Raw genomic sequence first — 17229 nt, forward strand, 5'->3', positions numbered from 1 at the left:
TGATGATATTAGCAGTCTTTGGTCGTTTAACCTGATACTCGATACTGACTTTATCTAAGCGTCTTTGAATGGTTTTAAGACTACAGTGGTATTTATCAGCCAGTTGTTGGTAAGTCTGTTTACCTTGGGTATATTCAGTCCAAAGTGTTTGGTTATTGAGTCTTTTGCCACCTAAAAACTGCCGTCTGCAAGCTAGGCATTGATACTGCTGTTTGCCAAGCTTACGTCCATTCTTCTTGGTGTGTTTATCACTACAAAAAGGGCAGTTTTTTGATTCATGGCGTTCATTCCTTGCAAATATAGACAGTATATAGCGTTAGACCCTATGACAGCATGAATAATGTCCATTACACCTTTATTTACTTTAAAACCGATACAAGTGCTGCTGGAGTAAATTTTCCGCAGCCTCTATCACGCCTGCGAACAGCAAGCAAGAAAAATTAGCACCAGTAGCACGGGATTATTAACGCATCGATTTTATTTAGAATTTACTATAGTAGTAAACACGATCGTTGATAGTAATAAAAACTACATGGTATAAGTGGATTGTAAGCTATCGATTTTACCCGCCAATAAGCGCTCTACTTCGTTTTTTATTCTTTGTCCAGTAACATCACTACCAATTTGCACCGCAAAACCTGCTGGTCGACCACTTTGGGTCTTTGAGTTAATCCAGACAATTTTACCGTTCATCGGTAAGCGCTCGCTAGAGTTGGGCAAAGTTACCGCAATAAACACTTCATTGCCTAATTGTTGAGGTTGATTAGAGGGCACAAATAACGCGCCGTTACTGACAAAGGATAAATAGCTGGCATATAAAGTTTCGATATTTTCAATATGGCAGGTTAAAATCCCGCCGCGTCCTGGCATGGCCATAATCAGCTTCCTTTGTTAAGTAAGTATAATATAGTTCTATCAGTAATTAAGCTATATACAAAACGTTATAAATAGGCCAATTCTTGCATTAGCCTATCATAGGCAAATTTTTCTTGCACATTTTGTTGTAGCGCAATTTTAGTCTGTTGTAAGCTATCAGCAAATGCTGCTACGGCACTATCGGCGGGTTGATAGTCTCTTAATACTACTGATAGATTGATGTCTTTTTGCAGCTCACCAAGTCCAAGGCAGACGCGGCGCATATCGAGTAACATCATCTCAGACAACTGGATAAACGCGGTTAAATCCAGCTGGTTTTGCCAATAATCACTGGCGGCCACACTACTGCGCTTACCACTACGTAATGCTTGCCACGTCGTCAGCCATAAAGCGCGCTTGCTATACCACGGTGTTTGGGCCAGCGCTATCGCCGCTAAAGGCGCGCCATTTGCCAACTGTACAAGCTGCTCAATCTCAGCTGTACCGACCGCTTCTCGATTGACAGTAGACCCAAGTACTTGGGTCACATAATCAATGCCGATAGCAGGCTCAATCGTTTGCAAGGCCAGCTGCTGCACACGGCTTTTGATAGTGGGCAGCAGCTGGGCAGGTGTATCACTAATCAAAAACAAATGCACTTGGGCTTGTGGCTCTTCTAGGGTTTTTAGCAGCGCATTTGCAGCAGCAACTGTCATTTTCTCAGCGTGATCTAACACGCAGATTCGCATTCCCTGCCCGCCTTGATAAATAAAAGGTTGCAAGGCACGAATGTCGTCAATTTTTGTCTTAAGACTGGCACTGTTAGTAGCGTTTTTATTGGAATTGCTAGCTTTCTTATTTTTAGCGGCGCTGTTCGATTTATCTTTATCAGTGCCATGGTCTGCATTGGTTGGCATACTCACCAGCGGCAACACTTGCAAGCTTGGATGTGTACCTGACCTGAGCCACTGGCAGCTCTCACAGGAACCACAAGCCCCTGCTGGATGACTATCACGCTCACGGCATAATAACCAAGCAACCAAACGCCAGACAAAAGCGCGCTTACCCATCCCTTGCATCCCTGCAGCCAGTAATGCATGTGGCAAAGATTTCTGCGCTGTCGAAACGCGCTTGGTAAGCTGCGACCACAGGTCTTGCTGCCATGGCAACAACGGCGCAAAATAAATCTTATCTGAGGTATCTATTGCGTCTGTATTTCCCGTTATGTTACTCATAGCTACTGCCCTATAACACTGCTTAATTTTTGAAATACTGGGATATAGCGTGTTACTGACGCTTTGAATGGAGTTTATATTTTTACTTAGGCTATTTTAAATAGGATTTTGAAAATCCATTAAACTCATGCTATTCAAACGATCTAAATCTTCTTGCGTATCGACACCAGCAGGTAACTGACAGGCAGCGGCGGCGATAGCGATATTTCCACCATTTTCTAAAACACGTAGCTGCTCTAAGCTTTCAAGTATTTCAAGCGGCGTTTGCGGCCAATGTACAAACTGCTGTAATAAGCGAACACGATAAGCATATAACCCTAAGTGACGATACGCATTTTTTGGTGGGTATTGGTGATTCTCGCTGGCCATTACCACGTCGCGATCACAAGGGATGGGCGCTCGGCTAAAATAAAGTGCACGTTGCAAATCATTAAACTGTTGGCTCACAACCTTTACCACCGATGGGCGCATAAAAGTCTCATAATCGTCGATAGGCTCATACAAAGTCGCCATCACGCTAGCACTGTCTGCCACCAGTAATGCTCTAACTTGCTCTAATAATAGTGGCGGCACAAGAGGCTCATCACCTTGCATATTCACCACGATATCCTGGTCAGCCCAGCCTTTAATCGCCGCAACTTCAGCCAAACGATCCGTCCCCGAAGCATGCTCGCTACTGGTCATTACCACATCGAAACCCGACTCTATACATACCTTAGCGATACTCTCGTCATCAGTGGCGATACACATATCATCCGCAAAATGTGCCGCCTGTGCTTTTTCAGCGACCCACAGTATCATTGGCTTGCCATGAATACTCAATAATGGCTTGCCAGGCAACCGTGTACTTTTGAAACGTGCGGGAATGACGATATGAGTTTTTGCGGGTGTGGCGACTGGCGACATGGTTATTCCTATAACAATCTTATGGTTTTAATGCATTTTATATGGTTGATTTTAGCTTTTTTATACTTTTAACATCGATATCCAGCGTCTTTAATTGCTGCTGTAAGTCATCATAACAGCTGTCAGACAATACGGCTGTCACTGGCAGTATCCATAACCTAGATACGAGATTTTTATATTCGTCATTGAGAGCTTGCTCAGCGGTATATTCTAATAATAGTGTTTTTATCTTTACCGCATCTTTACTAGTGACGACGATGGGGTAATCGCTATATTGTAAAAGCTCCGCTAGGTTAAAGTCATAATGATCAGGGTAAGGATGACCTATGACCTCGAAGCCCAGCAAGTTTAAGGTATCAAAAAACCGCTGCGGATAACCAATACCACTCACCGCATGTACTTTACTGCCTTTTTCAGGGGCGCTATCATTTATTAAATCATCAGTCACTTGAGAATCAGTGACGGCCAGCTGCCACAAGCGCTGCATCTTGTCAGGCTGTAAATGCATGGTTAGGCGTTCAGCTTGATGCTGATGGTTATAAGCATCGCTATCATCTTTACCGTTAGCCGCGGGCTCTGTCGCTTGCTTTTCGTGATAAATAACAGTTGCCCCTTGTAAGCGCGACAGTGGCTCACGTAAAAACCCAGTAGGCAATAATTGCTCGTTACCAAACCCACGTGACGCATCGACCACAATCCACTCGATATCGCGTTGCAACGCATAATGCTGCAGGCCGTCATCGGCAATAATTAATTGTAAATCTGGATATGTATCAAGCAAAGTCGTAATTGCTTGCTGACGATTGGGGCATACTGCCATGGGTGCATCGGTCATGTTGACGATTAAGCGAGGCTCATCACCCACCACATTCGGTAAACTATTTACGTTGACCAACGCTGGCATCTGGCTGGTATCACCGCCGTAACCGCGACTGATAACACCTACATTAACGCCTTGCTGCTGCAGGTAACTGACCAATTCAATAATTAAGGGTGTTTTACCGCTACCGCCAACACTGATATTACCAATAACCATAATAGGAATTGGCGCACGATAACTACTTAACACCCCAACCTTATAAGCTTGACGACGTAGCATGGTTATTAGACCGTACAACCAGCTAATAGGTAATAACAGCCATAACCATGCGGCTTGACGTTGCCATGCCCGGGTCACTGTCGTTTCAATACTCATAATGGCTAACCAATTTTTATTGATTTAGTACGACGTAAGCGTCCAAAGTTCCCAAAAAAACAACCCAGTAAATCTATTCAAAGTCTCGGGCATACATTTGCGCATAATGACCTTGTAGTTGCATCAACTCTTTATGCGTACCCAGCTCGACAATTTGACCACCATCCAACACCGCGATACGGTCAGCTGATTCAATAGTGGTTAATCGATGGGCAATAACCAGCGTCGTACGGTCTTTCATAACATTATCAAGTGCTTGCTGAATATAATACTCTGACTCATTATCTAAAGCACTGGTGGCTTCATCTAAAATCAAGATGGGCGCATCTTTTAATAGCGCCCGAGCAATCGATAAGCGCTGGCGCTGTCCGCCAGATAATTGCAGACCTTCAGCACCAATTTCGCTTTGGTAGCCATTGGGCATTTGCATAATAAAATCATGAGCAAAGGCGTCTTTTGCAGCACGCTCTACCTCAGCCTGCGATTTATTGGCTAGGCCACCATAAGCAATATTATTAAATACCGTGGTATTAAAAAGTACGACTTGCTGATTGACCATGGCGATTTGAGCGCGCAAACTCTCTAATTTGATATCTTTGATTGGTATCCCATCCAAGGAAATCTGCCCTGAAGAGGTTGCCAAAGTACGCGTCAGCAAATTGACTAGAGATGATTTACCAGCGCCACTGCGACCTACCAATGCCACTGTTTCCCCTGCTTTTACATTTAGCGTAAAGTCACGCAAGGCCACAGTCGAATCTGGATAAACCAAGCCAACATTATCCAAGTGAATCTCACCTGATAATGCCGAGCTGATAACACCTGTGTCCTCTTCTTCTGGCTCATCCAGCAAGGCAAAAATCGACTCACCCGCGGCGATGCCTTTTTGCAGCTTTTGGTTAACATCCGTCAACGAACGCACTGGCTTGCTGAGCAGTCCTGCAGCGGCAATATAAGAGATAAACTCACCTGCTGAGATATTGTCTATCACCGCTGGGCGTAGCGCGAGCCAAACCACAACTGACATTGCCATCGCCATTAATAGCTGCACGGCTGGCGTATTAATACTATTGGTAACGACAACCTTCATGCCTTGGCGCAAGTTCTTTTTTGAGGTTTTATCAAAACGCTTGGATTCGTAGGCTTGTCCGCCATAATTCTTCACCACTTGATAGCCACCAATGACTTCATTGGTAATATGACTGACATCACCCATCGTCTCTTGGATACCTTTCGACAGCTTCAAATAGCGCTTAGAAGCCACCCGAATCAACCACAATATAGGGGGAAGTACAACAAACAAAATCAAGGTCAAGCGCCAATTGCTATACAGCAAAAACCCTATCAACGCTACTACTGTCAAGCCGTCACGCAGCAAGGTTTTCATTGAATCCGTACTAGCGGCAGTGACTTGCTCAACATCAAATATCAGCTTAGACGAGATAGTACCTGCTGGATTGGCTAAATAAAATGAGCTTGGCAAGCGCAGTAACTTATTAAAAACCTCTACCCGCAGCTCATAAACTAGGTTGCGTGAGACTAAGGCTGTATAGTAATTACCTAAGAAGCTACCGACACCGCGCACAAAGAACAACCCAACGATGATAAATGGAAATAAATCTTGTTTGCTTTGATCGTTCTGGTTAATAGCGTCAGTAATATATTGCAACAACTTAGCAATCCAAATCTCTGTCGCCGCATTAATCGCAAAGCCCAAAACAGTCAGTAGCAATGCCCACCAATAGGGTTTTAGATACCTCAATAAGCGAACCAATGTTTTATGCTTAGGTATATTTGATAATGACGCTATCGATGGTTTTTTAGCAGATATTTCTTTAGAGTCAGGTTGATAAGCTTGGCTCATAAAAGCCTCAATTTAGATATCATGAAATGAATGGACTGCGCTTTACGACACCGTTTCATAGCGATGCCAACATAGTCAGGTTTAAATAATACCATTCACAAAAATTAGAATAGCAAGAAAAACGAGTGCAAGTGCTAGGCACTGTAGACTAAACGAGTTTGACACAGCTAATCGTACTTTTTGGTCTTGGTATAAAAAATACATCCATATAGTAAGTTCAATATAAAAGCGGTACAGCGGAACTGGTATATATTATTGTGGTAAAGGCTGACCTAGTGGTACGACCGTGCTGATATTTAGATTCAAAAAACCCAGTTTTCCTGCAATATCCATCACCCGAACCACTGACTGATGGGTCGCATTGGCATCCGCAGCAATGACAAATAGCATGTCGCGATTACCACCAGCTTCTTGCTGTAGCATGCTGGTAAGCTCAGCTTCGTTACTACTAGCAAGTGTAATGCCATTGACTAAATAACTACCATCTTCTTGTACCGCGACTTCGATGCTGTTTTTTTGCTCTGTCAACGCGACACCTTCTGCTTCAGGCAGAATGATATTTAAGCGACTAAAGTGATTGAACGAGGTTGCCAGCAATAAAAACACAATCAAAAATAATAAACAGTCAATCATCGGCGTTAGATTAATTTCAAGTGGTTCAACGGTTGGTTTTCTAAAGCGCATGTCACTCTCTTTAATATCATTGTTGCTGCTGTACTTAACGTAGGATTGTCCTAACTTCGATACTGCTACTATGACAAATTAGCCGTTGCGACTTTACCTAAACCATCAATTGAATGTCTACCATCTGCATGATCATCAGACGATACGCTATTCTCAGACAAAGGTGCATGAGGCTTATGACTATGCTCTATATGATTATGCTCTAATAATTGATAGTCATATAGCTCTTGAATCATAAGCCCTGCTTGGGTTTCAAACTGAGCATTGATATCAATAATACGGCGCTGAAAGTAACGATAAGCGACCAACGCTGGGATGGCGACAATCATACCAGCAGCAGTTGTAATCAATGCTTGTGACACGCCAGCGGCAAGCATCGTTGGGTCTTGCATCGCGCCATCGGTAATGGCCAAGAATGAAGAAATAATCCCCAATACCGTACCCAATAAGCCCAGTAGTGGAGCAATCGCCCCGATAGTACCCAGCATATTGATGTTTTTTTCTAATTGATGAACTTGCACGCTCGCCCGGTTTTGCATATGCATGGTCATCGACTCTAAGCCATACTGACGATAAAGCAAACCTGTCGCTAAAATATCACCCAAAGCGGTCTTTTCTTTGACATTCATCAATTGCGTACGACCAATATCGCCGTTTTCACGCAGGCGAGTTATTAGTTGTTCACGTAATCGTTTAGGTACGATTTTATTAAACTGCAAGGTATGGCTACGCTCGATAATAATCACTAACGCCAATATTGAACAAACCACAATAGGCGTCATCAACCAACCACCCGCTTTTACCAACTCCCACATACTGACTCTCTTTTAAGTTTTTATAAAAATAGGGGTCTTCAAGATAATTTTAATCCGCACTATGGATGCATTAATACCTTAAGCTTGCGCTTCTATATGCTTAATCAAGGCGGCGAGCTGTTCTTGGTTGTGGAAAAATATTTCGACGCTTCCCTGCCCGTCTTTTTTATGCTTAAGTTTGACCTCTGCTCCTAGCATATCCGTCAGTCTCTGCGTTAAACGCTCAGCATCGCGAGATTGAGTTTGTTCGGTGCGACTGGGCTTGGGTGCAGGTTGCAAGATGGACTTAACGAGCTTTTCCGCTTCACGCACAGTCATACCACCATCAATAATTTTTTGGGCGATGATCGGTTGCTGCTCAGAGGATAAAGCTAAAAGAGTACGGGCATGACCCATATCTAAGGCGTTATTGGATAAGTGGTCTTTGACTGTGTCATGCAGCTGATTTAAGCGCAGTAGGTTTGATACGGTGGTTCGTGCCTTACCGACTACTTCGGCAATCATTGCATGACTCATACCAAACTCAGTATGGAAACGCTGTAACGCCGCCGCCTGTTCAATCACCGATAAGTCTTCGCGCTGGATATTTTCAATCAAGGCCAGCGCGATCGCCAGCTCATCTGATAAAGCACGCTCAATCGCTGGAATAACGGACTTACCGGCCATTTTTGCGGCACGCCAGCGGCGCTCACCAGCGATAATTTCATGAGTAACGAAATCTTCGCTCTTGTCTTCATTGGCTAACAATGGGCGAATAACGATTGGCTGCATCACGCCATGTTGCTCAATAGAAGATGCCAGTTCTGCAAGTGCCGTTTCACTCATATCACGGCGCGGCTGGTACTTACCTGCTTGCAAGCGGGTCACATCGATTTGCACTAAGCTGATTTGGTCTTCTGATTGACTGTTTTCTGCCCCATTCACACGAGTTTTATTAGCTGCCACTTTATTTGTCGTACGCGGCGCACGTACTTTACGCTGTCCACTGTCTTTTGGCTCAGAAGCCTCTGATTTAGCAGTTGTAGACTTTTCACTGGTCTTCTTTGTACGATCAGTTTTAGTCGGCGTACTGGCGTTTACTATATTCGTGTCTAACGTTTCGGCAGGCAAAGTGTTGTCACTTGCCACCCTATCGTCTTGCAAGGCAGAGGCGGTAATTTGCTTTTCTTTTTTGATTGACCCCAATAAAGCATCCAAGCCTCTATTAGCAGCCAACCCTCTTTTCTTCGCCATGATTACCTATCCTCTAACGCTAAAATAAAAGCCAAATGATGTTAAATACGATGTAACAATGAATCTAATGTTTAAAGCTTAATGCTCTGTTATCTGGCTGATTGCTTGCTGCTATGACTGATTTCTTTTGCTGATGAGCAGTTACTTTTTTCTTATACTATAGGCCGTTCTAAATAAAATCGATACATTAGTAACTACGTGCTACCGTTATAAATTTTTCTTGCTTGCTGTTCACAAGCGTGACAGAGGCTGCGAAAAAACTTACTCCAGTAGCACTTGTAGCGGTTTTAAAATGAATCAACTATATTATAATCAGCACTGTCTAGCGACTTTGTTTTATGACTTCTGCTGCCAATTTTTGATAAGCACGCGAGCCTTTCGACCATCTCTCATACGCAATAACTGGCAAGCCATGCGCTGGTGCTTCTGCTAAGCGGATATTTCTTGGGATATGGGTTTTATACATAATATCACCGAAGTGCGCTTCTAGCTCGGCAGATACATCGCGAGCCAGTGTGTTGCGTGCATCGAATAATGTTCTTACCACCCCACGAATATATAGTTTAGGATTGAGCTCGGTTAAACGCTCTATCGTTTGCGATAAATCAGCCAACCCCTCTAGCGCATAATACTCACACTGCATCGGAATAATCACCCCATCTGTGGCGACCAATGCATTAATCGTCAGCAAATTTAAGCTGGGTGCACAGTCGATAACCACATAATCATAGGCAGGTTTTGCAGCCGCGCTTTGATCCTCAACCAACTCTGCCATCGCTGTTTTAAACAGCTCATGACTATTAGTTTTGTTCATTAAGGTGATATCCATACCCGCCAAATCACGATTGGCGCCGATAACATCAAACCCTGCTGGACTGCTGACAATGACCTCAGACAAAGAGACACCATCAAGTAACACGTCGGCGATGGTCAATTCTAATTCGTTTTTGTCCACGCCCGTTCCGCTGGTGGCATTGCCTTGTGGGTCTAAGTCAATCAGCAGTACGTGCTTGCGCTTAGCAGCCAAGCTGGCGGTCAAATTTACTGCCGTCGTGGTTTTACCCACGCCGCCTTTTTGATTCGCAATGGCTATGATTTCCATACACTCACTCAATTTAATTAGGGTTTGTTACTGTTACTTGCTTACTTCATCTATCACAATGTCTGCCACTAAACTTTTCGGTTGCCACATTTATAGGTTCTAGATACTAGGTCATTTAATTACGTACGTAAACTAGGTTTCACAAAAAAGACCTTTGCTGTTTCATGGTTGCTATTACTTAACCGAAAGGATGTTCATAGCTTAGACATTTTTATAAGACAATTCAATTAAATGACGACTATCATGCAAACGCGGTACTTTTAGCTTAATTGTCTTAATTTGCCATTCGTCATCAAGCGCTTGTAACTCATCATCGCTCGGGGCTTTACCTTTCATTGCGCATAGATAGCCGTTTTCTGCCAATCGTGGCTGAGCCACTTCAACAAAGTCGATCAAACTGGCAAACGCTCTAGACGTGACCACATCATAGCTGGCTTCATGCGCCTCGATACGAGAGGCGATAGGCTGCATATTAGCCAAACCAAGCTCGCTGCTAATTTGTTTAATAAAACGGATTTTTTTCTGATTGCTATCAAGGGCAGTACATTGGCGCTCAGGCTGACAAATAGCGATAATCACCGCAGGCAACCCTGCCCCTGTACCGATATCTAACAGCGACCCTGACGGCAAATGGGTTATAATAGACAAACAATCAATCACATGTTTGATTAACGCTTCTTCTGGATTGGTAATCGCGGTCAGATTATACGCTTTATTCCATAATAAAAGCTGGTCTAGGTACAATAATAATGTGCGCTGCTGCGGTGCGCTTAAGGTCAGATCCAGCTCATTTATCGCTTGCGCCAAAATATTGGCCAGCGCTGGTAGTTGTGATCCAATCTTTACAAAGCCAGTTGGGTCAATACGAATATTACCCGTGCTAGCAGACGATGCGGTGGTTTTAGCGGAAGCTGACATACAACGAGTTATCCAGTTTTGACATGTGAACCGTCTATTTTATCATGCAGGCTGCCCATTGAATAGTTGCAGATTGCACCAATGTGAGACATCTTATACTATCTACGCTGGTATTGAGGCGTTATTGTTCTTTGATAACGTTAAATTTACTATTAAAGCGTACTGAACATTCACAGATATAACCCCTTCATTTTTTAAGACGATTTATCCGACGCCTATGACTGAACAGCTGCAAGCCCCTACATCTCACGTATCAAAAGACGCTAATAACATGGTAATACCGACCGCTGAATTGACAGCTGCTAAACAAGCAACATCACATACGCTGCATCCTACCTGTATTGAGGTTAAGCAACGCTGCCTTGTTGACGCTGAGCAACTCAAGCGTTATAGCGAGCCGAATAATCTGCCAACAGACACACGGACGGCACCCGATTTGGATGTGGGCTTCGGTCAGCAACGTGCACTCAAAGCTTTGCAGACAGCTTTGGACATCAAAGCCAGTGGTTATCATGTATTTGCTGCTGGTGAAAATGGCTTGGGCAAACGCACGATTATCAGTCGTTTATTACAGCGTATCGCTGCCGATGCACCGACGCCTGACGATTGGGTCTATGTGCATAATTTCACTGATCCGCGCACCCCACTAGCATTGCGCCTGCCGGCCGGTCAGGCTACGTTATTACAGCAACAAGTCAATCAATTATGGCAACAAGCCAAAAATCGGCTGAGCCAACGCTTTCGTAGCGATCAATATCAAAGTAAAATCGAAGCTATCAAAAATGATACCCATCAAAAAGAAAGCCACGCCTACGATGCCTTAAATGCTGAAGGCAAACAGTATGATTTGGCACTGACGTTCCGCTCCTTCGATAATAAAGCAATGTTTGTACATCCCAGCCAGCTAGCGACAGAAGGTAGTCATGTTGATGGTAAAGATGACAAAATATCTAGCAACTATAAAAATAAATCAGCGATTGATAAAGGTAAGAAAGCCAATTCTCCTAACGACAATGACCTTAATGCTGATGTTGATGTTGATGTTGATGTTGAAAATAATGAGTACCGCAATAGTGAATACGAAGCTGAGTTGAGTAATTTTGCTCAAAAAAACCATATGCAAAAACGCCTGAGTCAGCTGACCATCGCTTTAGAGCAATTAGAAGATGAAGCCAATGATGCCATAGAGGCGCTGCATCGTAATATTGCACAACGAGCGTTACAGCCTTTATTTGCACCTATTTATGAGCAATTTGCCGCTCACCCACTTATCGTCGACTATCTTAAGACGATATTGGCCGATATGATTACTCATGTTGAGCGCATCGTTAATGGTGATGATGAAGATTTTGTGGCGGCGGCATTAGCTACGACACCAAGCCGCTATACGGTCAATATCATTGTCAGCCATACTCCTGACAGTGGTGCACCCGTCATTTTTGAAGACTTACCCACTCATTTAAACTTATTGGGTCATGTCGAGCAAATCACCCAATTGGGGACAGTAACCACCGATGTCAGCATGATTCGAGCGGGTGCTCTACACCGTGCCAATGGCGGTTATCTATTATTAGAGGCCAGCCATTTACTTGAGCATCCTTATGCATGGCAAGGTCTTAAGCGCGCCTTACAATCACGTAAAATAAAGCTCTCCAGCCTCGAGCAAATGCTGACTCTAACAGGTAGTTTGTCGTTATCACCAGCGCCAATAGATCTTGATATCAAGGTGATTTTGTTAGGTGAAGCAGATTTATATTATGAATTACTAGAGCTTGAGCCCGAATTTGATGCAGTGTTCAAAGTACGTGCCGACTTTCATGATGATGTTCCTCGCAGCCATGAACACGAATTGGCACTGGTTGCAAAGATGGCCGATATCATTGATTACGCCAACCTATATCCATTTGATCGTAGTGCACAAGCTGCCTTGCTCGAATATTTAAGCTTACAAGCAGAAGAGCAAGACCGACTCAGCCTACACAGTGATTTATTGATTAAGCTATTGCATGAGTCTAATCGCCATGCACGTTTGAGTGGCAAAGACATTGTCGATGCCTACCATGTCACACAAGCCATCGACGATATGGATGAGCGCTCAGGATACTTGCGCGACTTATATTGGGATGAGCTCAAAAACGGTCAGCAGCTTATCCAAACTCAGGGTTTTGCCGTTGGACAAGTTAATGCGTTAACGGTAGTGAGTTATGCCGATAGTGAGTTTGGCATGCCAGCCCGCTTGACTGCGGTTATTCAGCCAAACATCGGTACTGGTGAAATACTCGATATCGAGCGCGATGTCGATTTAGGCGGTAGCTTACACGCCAAAGGTATGCTGATTATGACCAGCTACTTACGCGCCTTATTTAGTCAGCATCATGCGTTGAACTTTAGCGCGTCACTTGCTTTTGAACAAAGCTACGCCCATATCGATGGCGATAGCGCCACGGTCAGTGAAGGCTGTGCGCTACTATCTGCCTTAGCAAATGTGCCAATTAATCAATCCTTTGCCATTACTGGCTCGATGAATCAGCTTGGTGAAGTACAAGCAGTAGGCGGTATTAATGCCAAAATTGCAGGCTTCTTTGATGCTTGCCGTGAGCAAGAGCTGACCGGACAACAAGGCGTCGTCATCCCGATGGCCAACGTCAAACAATTAATGGTACGCGATGATATCATTGCTGCCGTTAAAGCAGGTGAATTTCATATATATGGCGTACATACGCTGAGTGAAGCGCTAACCTTGATGACCGGCTTACCTGTGGATACGATGAATAAAAAAGTTCGCTATCGCAAAGACACACTATTTGGCAAAGTCTTAAGCCGTTTAATGCTCTGGGATGAAAACCAAAATAGCGATGACGACGAAATAGACGATAAAAAATCAAAAAAGAAAGACAAAAAGAAGCGTAAAGCAAAACGTCAAAAAAAAGAGGATAAGAAAGAACAACGTAAAAGAGAGAGATAAAGGCACAATCAAGGATGACCATCTCTAGACGTCACTGTCATTTTCTGCGATGATAATCTGTTGCTTATCTGCTCATAACCAAAGAGCAACCCGTAAAAAAACTGACTCGCGATTTTATAAAGGCTATCTTTTCATGACTGAACATCACACTGACGCCGATAACCTAGATACCCTCCAAAATCAAGCTCACACGCGTGCTGATGTGCAAGCGCCCATTTTAACGGATGAAAGTAGTAATACCGAAGGAAATGTCAGCGATAATCGGCATGGTGCGGCAACGACGGCGCGGCAATGGCAAGTGTTATCGCAGCTACAGCGTAATCGCTGGGTCGGCACCACGCATATTTATGAGCAGCTTATATTGGCAGGTTTCGATATCAGTCTACGGACTGTACAGCGTGATTTAAACGCCCTAGCCAAACGCTTCCCTATCGAAAAAAACAACGCCAACCCTCAAGGCTGGCGCTGGTGCGATGATGCCCCACTGCAAAGTTTACCGCATATGAATTTATCACAAGCAGTTGCCTTTAACATGGTCGAAGCCAATCTAACCCAGCTACTACCACCCGTTATTTTAGATGAACTATTCCCTTGGTTTGACTTAGCACGGCGTCAGCTCAAAAACAGCAAAGTGACCCATTCTTGGATTGATAGAGTACGTATCGAACCTGCCACTCAGCCATTAATTGCCCCGCATATAGATTTGAACAGCAAAGATAATATTTATCATGCGCTATTTTATCAATTACAAATTAAGGCCTGCTATACTCGCAGTAATAAGTCGCAAGCCAGCGAATATATCTTAAACCCCATCGCGATTATCCAACGTGGCGTGATTATTTATCTACTGGCCACTCGTACCAATGACCCAGAACTTATTATTCGCACCTTTGCCTTGCATCGATTTGCCAGCGTTGAAATACTCGATAGCGCAGCACAAACGCCTGTTGATTTCCAACTTGATACTTATTTGGACGCAGGCGGCATGGGCTTTAGCCACCCACTATTCGGTGAGCTGCCTGACCGTGGTAAAAACACCGCTATTGAGCTGCAATTTACCAAACAAGCGGGCAAAAGCCTGACTGAAAGCAAGCTCAGTGACGACCAAATTGTCACGTCTAATGAAGATGAAACCCTGACCATTCAAGCAACGGTTAACCTCACCTCACAGCTGGTCTGGTGGTTGCGTGGTTTTGGCAATGGTTTATTGGACGCCAAGCCTGAGCTGTTACATCAAGCGGTGTTGGAGCAGTCATTAAATAAAAAAGCACTAAATGACAAATAATCGTCAATAATAACTAACGGTAATGACACTCAAATTCAACCGTATTCACACTGCTACAAGCATTTAAAAAATTGAGAATAAAATAAATAAGGAATATTATGTCGACTACTGCCCCATCACCATTACTTTCAGACAGTTTAAGAGGATTGGGTTTAGAGGCGAGAACCTTATTTTTTGCGCTAAATTATGAATTTACGAAGATTGAGCCAAAAGGGATTTTTAAGCGCTTTAAAAAAAACCAAGGCGCGATTGATATTGATTTGGCTTGTGTGCTGTATGACGAAAACTGCACCATGACTGATATCGTTTGGTTCAAAAAATTACGCGATAAAGCTGAATCGATTAAGCATCAAGGTGACAGCCTGAATGGTAAAGATCGCGGCGAGCAAGCAATGTACCTTGCACCGCTTGATCAAGAGCAAATAAGGTTGTATTTAGAAAGAGTCCCAGCACATATTAGCCATATCGCTTTGATAGCCAACTCATACCATAGTCATCCATTTTCTAGAGTCAAAAAAGGCGAGATTCATTTGAGCGATGATGAGGGCAATCGTTGTTTTGAAGTCAACCTAAAGCAACTCCCGCGTGATTGCACCACACTTTGGGTGGCACATTTGCGCCGAGAAGTCGATGACTGGCATTTAACATTACAAAACCTACCGCTCCCTGCCGAAGATTTAGCAAGCGCAGCGCAAGAAGTGGCTCATGAATTGGCACGCGTCCTTCCTATCCCACAAGGGGTATAGCATCAATACGTGGGGTACTTATTCATAAAACATGAAAAATTCAATATAAAAAAGGGTGCGACGTTATGAAAACATTGCACCCTTTTTTTATGTTTCTAATCTATTTAAAACCTCAAGTAAACCCCACCAAAACTTTTACAGTGGCTCACCGCAATGCGGGCAAAAATTCTTTTGTCGCACCTCCACCTCTTTTTCGCGGCGTTCAAGCTCTTGCTCACGCAAAACTTGTAAAACAATACCTTGCGCTTGTTCTTTATCTAATCCCAGCTCGCGGCGAATCTTATCAATGATCATCTGATTCTGTACCAAATCAAAATCGCTATCAATCAGCTGCTCTCGAAAGTGTTGCTCAAGCTCTTCACGACGTTGGGCAAGCTCGTTTGCTAAACCTGTGGCGAGAATACCAGCAGGTAATGCCGCTAGACCCACACCCAAGATAGTAATAATAGCACCCAATATCTTACCAGCATTGGTAATGGGTGTGACATCACCATAACCCACTGTCGTGAGTGTCACTACAGCCCACCACATCGCTTTAGGTATCGACTCAAACTCTTCTGGCTGGGCATGGTTTTCTACCAAATAAATACCACTAGATGCCGTCACAATCATAATAATTAAAATAAAAATAACTGCTTGAAATGAGCCTTTTTCTTTACTGATGACCACCAATAAAATACGTAATGAGGCAAAATATCGGGTGAGCTTAAGAATCCGAAATAGACGCAAAATACGTAAGAAGCGTAAATCAATACTGACAAAGAAGTTTAAGAATGCGGGTGCAATCGCAATAATATCAATTAACGCCGAAGGGCTTTTTAGCCATTCCCAGCGCTGACGCCATGTTGTATTGTCCGGCTTGGCTTCTGCGACACTCCACAATCGTAATAAATACTCGATGGCAAACACAACGATAGAGAAATTCTCAAACCAAGTAAAATAACTTTGGTAAGGGTAATACCAGCTATCAACTGACTCAGCAATCACTGCCGTGACGTTAGCCATAATCAAAAAAATCAGAAAATAATCAACGTAACGGCTAAACCACGTATCATGTTCATCATTTTGCAAAATATTATAAACAAAAAGTCGCAAACGCCGTATAGATTGGAATAGCATGCAGTCCCTATGCGGTGAAACACCGTTCTAAAATTAATAGAATAAAGCAGCCTCACATAATAGGACACTGGCACTCGGTTACAAGAAACAGGTCTATCAGTAGGTAGTTCGAAGCAAGCTCTCTAAAAGTGCTCACAACCATGAAACTGGCTTATGAAGAATGTAAGTGATTATACAAAATTTAAGGGTGGTGTTCTAAAAAGTATGCCGGCATCAGACGTAACCATAATTGATGTAAAAGAACACCAGATAAAACACTTTGAAGTGATTATCGAGCTTCTTAGAGAAACAACAGGTTTTTCTAACC

Annotated in this window: 14 protein-coding genes and 1 pseudogene; 3 read left to right on the top strand and 12 right to left on the bottom strand. The window is 43.5% G+C overall.

What is annotated here, in order from left to right; genetic code table 11:
* Window positions 1-528: 528 nt before the first annotated feature.
* The 10 genes from EI161_RS09155 to rsmG all read right to left on the bottom strand — a co-directional run bounded on the left by EI161_RS09155 (window position 529) and on the right by rsmG (window position 10807).
* Entirely contained in the window at window positions 529-876 is a 348-nt protein-coding gene (locus EI161_RS09155; RefSeq protein WP_192524751.1) for a PilZ domain-containing protein, read from the bottom strand.
* Between the two features lie 65 nt (window positions 877-941).
* On the bottom strand, window positions 942-2090 hold the full coding sequence (locus tag EI161_RS09160; protein WP_192524752.1) for a DNA polymerase III subunit delta': 1149 nt from the start codon (window positions 2088-2090) through the stop codon (window positions 942-944).
* A 96-nt stretch (window positions 2091-2186) separates the two neighbouring features.
* Window positions 2187-2996 carry a 3-deoxy-manno-octulosonate cytidylyltransferase gene (kdsB, locus tag EI161_RS09165; RefSeq protein ID WP_192524753.1) on the bottom strand — a complete coding sequence of 270 codons (810 nt, stop codon included), beginning with the start codon at window positions 2994-2996 and terminating at the stop codon, window positions 2187-2189.
* Window positions 2997-3033: 37 nt separating this feature from the next.
* Window positions 3034-4191, bottom strand: coding sequence for a tetraacyldisaccharide 4'-kinase (gene lpxK / locus EI161_RS09170; protein WP_192529443.1), 1158 nt, complete (start codon window positions 4189-4191; stop codon window positions 3034-3036).
* 73 nt (window positions 4192-4264) lie between these two features.
* The gene (msbA, locus tag EI161_RS09175) at window positions 4265-6055 is read right to left on the bottom strand and encodes a lipid A export permease/ATP-binding protein MsbA (protein WP_192529444.1); all 1791 of its coding nucleotides are present in this window, start codon (window positions 6053-6055) and stop codon (window positions 4265-4267) included.
* Window positions 6056-6307: 252 nt separating this feature from the next.
* Window positions 6308-6739 carry an ExbD/TolR family protein gene (locus EI161_RS09180; protein ID WP_192523970.1) on the bottom strand — a complete coding sequence of 144 codons (432 nt, stop codon included), beginning with the start codon at window positions 6737-6739 and terminating at the stop codon, window positions 6308-6310.
* A 68-nt stretch (window positions 6740-6807) separates the two neighbouring features.
* The gene (locus EI161_RS09185; RefSeq protein ID WP_192529445.1) at window positions 6808-7554 is read right to left on the bottom strand and encodes a MotA/TolQ/ExbB proton channel family protein; all 747 of its coding nucleotides are present in this window, start codon (window positions 7552-7554) and stop codon (window positions 6808-6810) included.
* 78 nt (window positions 7555-7632) lie between these two features.
* Window positions 7633-8787 carry a ParB/RepB/Spo0J family partition protein gene (locus tag EI161_RS09190; protein ID WP_192529446.1) on the bottom strand — a complete coding sequence of 385 codons (1155 nt, stop codon included), beginning with the start codon at window positions 8785-8787 and terminating at the stop codon, window positions 7633-7635.
* Between the two features lie 322 nt (window positions 8788-9109).
* Entirely contained in the window at window positions 9110-9889 is a 780-nt protein-coding gene (locus EI161_RS09195) for a ParA family protein (RefSeq protein WP_192529447.1), read from the bottom strand.
* A gap of 201 nt (window positions 9890-10090) precedes the next feature.
* Complete coding sequence (gene rsmG / locus EI161_RS09200; RefSeq protein ID WP_192523974.1) at window positions 10091-10807, bottom strand: 16S rRNA (guanine(527)-N(7))-methyltransferase RsmG; 717 nt, start codon at window positions 10805-10807, stop codon at window positions 10091-10093.
* A 217-nt stretch (window positions 10808-11024) separates the two neighbouring features.
* On the opposite strand from rsmG, the gene EI161_RS09205 reads away from it, so the two are divergent.
* From EI161_RS09205 to EI161_RS09215, 3 genes are all read left to right on the top strand, one after another.
* Window positions 11025-13772: an ATP-binding protein gene (locus tag EI161_RS09205; protein WP_192529448.1), complete on the top strand. Its 2748-nt coding sequence runs from the start codon at window positions 11025-11027 to the stop codon at window positions 13770-13772.
* Between the two features lie 133 nt (window positions 13773-13905).
* Entirely contained in the window at window positions 13906-15057 is a 1152-nt protein-coding gene (locus EI161_RS09210; protein WP_192529449.1) for a helix-turn-helix transcriptional regulator, read from the top strand.
* Between the two features lie 98 nt (window positions 15058-15155).
* Window positions 15156-15803 (top strand): TerD family protein, encoded by a 648-nt coding sequence (locus EI161_RS09215; RefSeq protein WP_192529450.1) that lies wholly within the window; start codon window positions 15156-15158, stop codon window positions 15801-15803.
* Between the two features lie 135 nt (window positions 15804-15938).
* Here EI161_RS09215 and EI161_RS09220 read toward each other — a convergent pair whose 3' ends face one another.
* Window positions 15939-16922, bottom strand: coding sequence for an ion transporter (locus tag EI161_RS09220; RefSeq protein ID WP_192529451.1), 984 nt, complete (start codon window positions 16920-16922; stop codon window positions 15939-15941).
* Window positions 16923-17135: 213 nt separating this feature from the next.
* Window positions 17136-17229: pseudogene (locus tag EI161_RS09225) on the bottom strand (IS1 family transposase); the annotation flags it as partial.

It is taken from the genome of Psychrobacter sp. FME5 (genome assembly GCF_014861375.1).
GTDB lineage: Bacteria > Pseudomonadota > Gammaproteobacteria > Pseudomonadales > Moraxellaceae > Psychrobacter.

Bases quoted from the DNA above. Each gene is read 5' to 3' on its own strand.
- EI161_RS09155 (WP_192524751.1), bottom strand. From the start codon at position 876: ATGGCCATGCCAGGACGCGGCGGGATTTTAACCTGCCATATTGAAAAT.
- EI161_RS09160 (WP_192524752.1), bottom strand. From the start codon at position 2,090: ATGAGTAACATAACGGGAAATACAGACGCAATAGATACCTCAGATAAG.
- kdsB (WP_192524753.1), bottom strand. From the start codon at position 2,996: ATGTCGCCAGTCGCCACACCCGCAAAAACTCATATCGTCATTCCCGCA.
- lpxK (WP_192529443.1), bottom strand. From the start codon at position 4,191: ATGAGTATTGAAACGACAGTGACCCGGGCATGGCAACGTCAAGCCGCA.
- msbA (WP_192529444.1), bottom strand. From the start codon at position 6,055: ATGAGCCAAGCTTATCAACCTGACTCTAAAGAAATATCTGCTAAAAAA.
- EI161_RS09180 (WP_192523970.1), bottom strand. From the start codon at position 6,739: ATGCGCTTTAGAAAACCAACCGTTGAACCACTTGAAATTAATCTAACG.
- EI161_RS09185 (WP_192529445.1), bottom strand. From the start codon at position 7,554: ATGTGGGAGTTGGTAAAAGCGGGTGGTTGGTTGATGACGCCTATTGTG.
- EI161_RS09190 (WP_192529446.1), bottom strand. From the start codon at position 8,787: ATGGCGAAGAAAAGAGGGTTGGCTGCTAATAGAGGCTTGGATGCTTTA.
- EI161_RS09195 (WP_192529447.1), bottom strand. From the start codon at position 9,889: ATGGAAATCATAGCCATTGCGAATCAAAAAGGCGGCGTGGGTAAAACC.
- rsmG (WP_192523974.1), bottom strand. From the start codon at position 10,807: ATGTCAGCTTCCGCTAAAACCACCGCATCGTCTGCTAGCACGGGTAAT.
- EI161_RS09205 (WP_192529448.1), top strand. From the start codon at position 11,025: ATGACTGAACAGCTGCAAGCCCCTACATCTCACGTATCAAAAGACGCT.
- EI161_RS09210 (WP_192529449.1), top strand. From the start codon at position 13,906: ATGACTGAACATCACACTGACGCCGATAACCTAGATACCCTCCAAAAT.
- EI161_RS09215 (WP_192529450.1), top strand. From the start codon at position 15,156: ATGTCGACTACTGCCCCATCACCATTACTTTCAGACAGTTTAAGAGGA.
- EI161_RS09220 (WP_192529451.1), bottom strand. From the start codon at position 16,922: ATGCTATTCCAATCTATACGGCGTTTGCGACTTTTTGTTTATAATATT.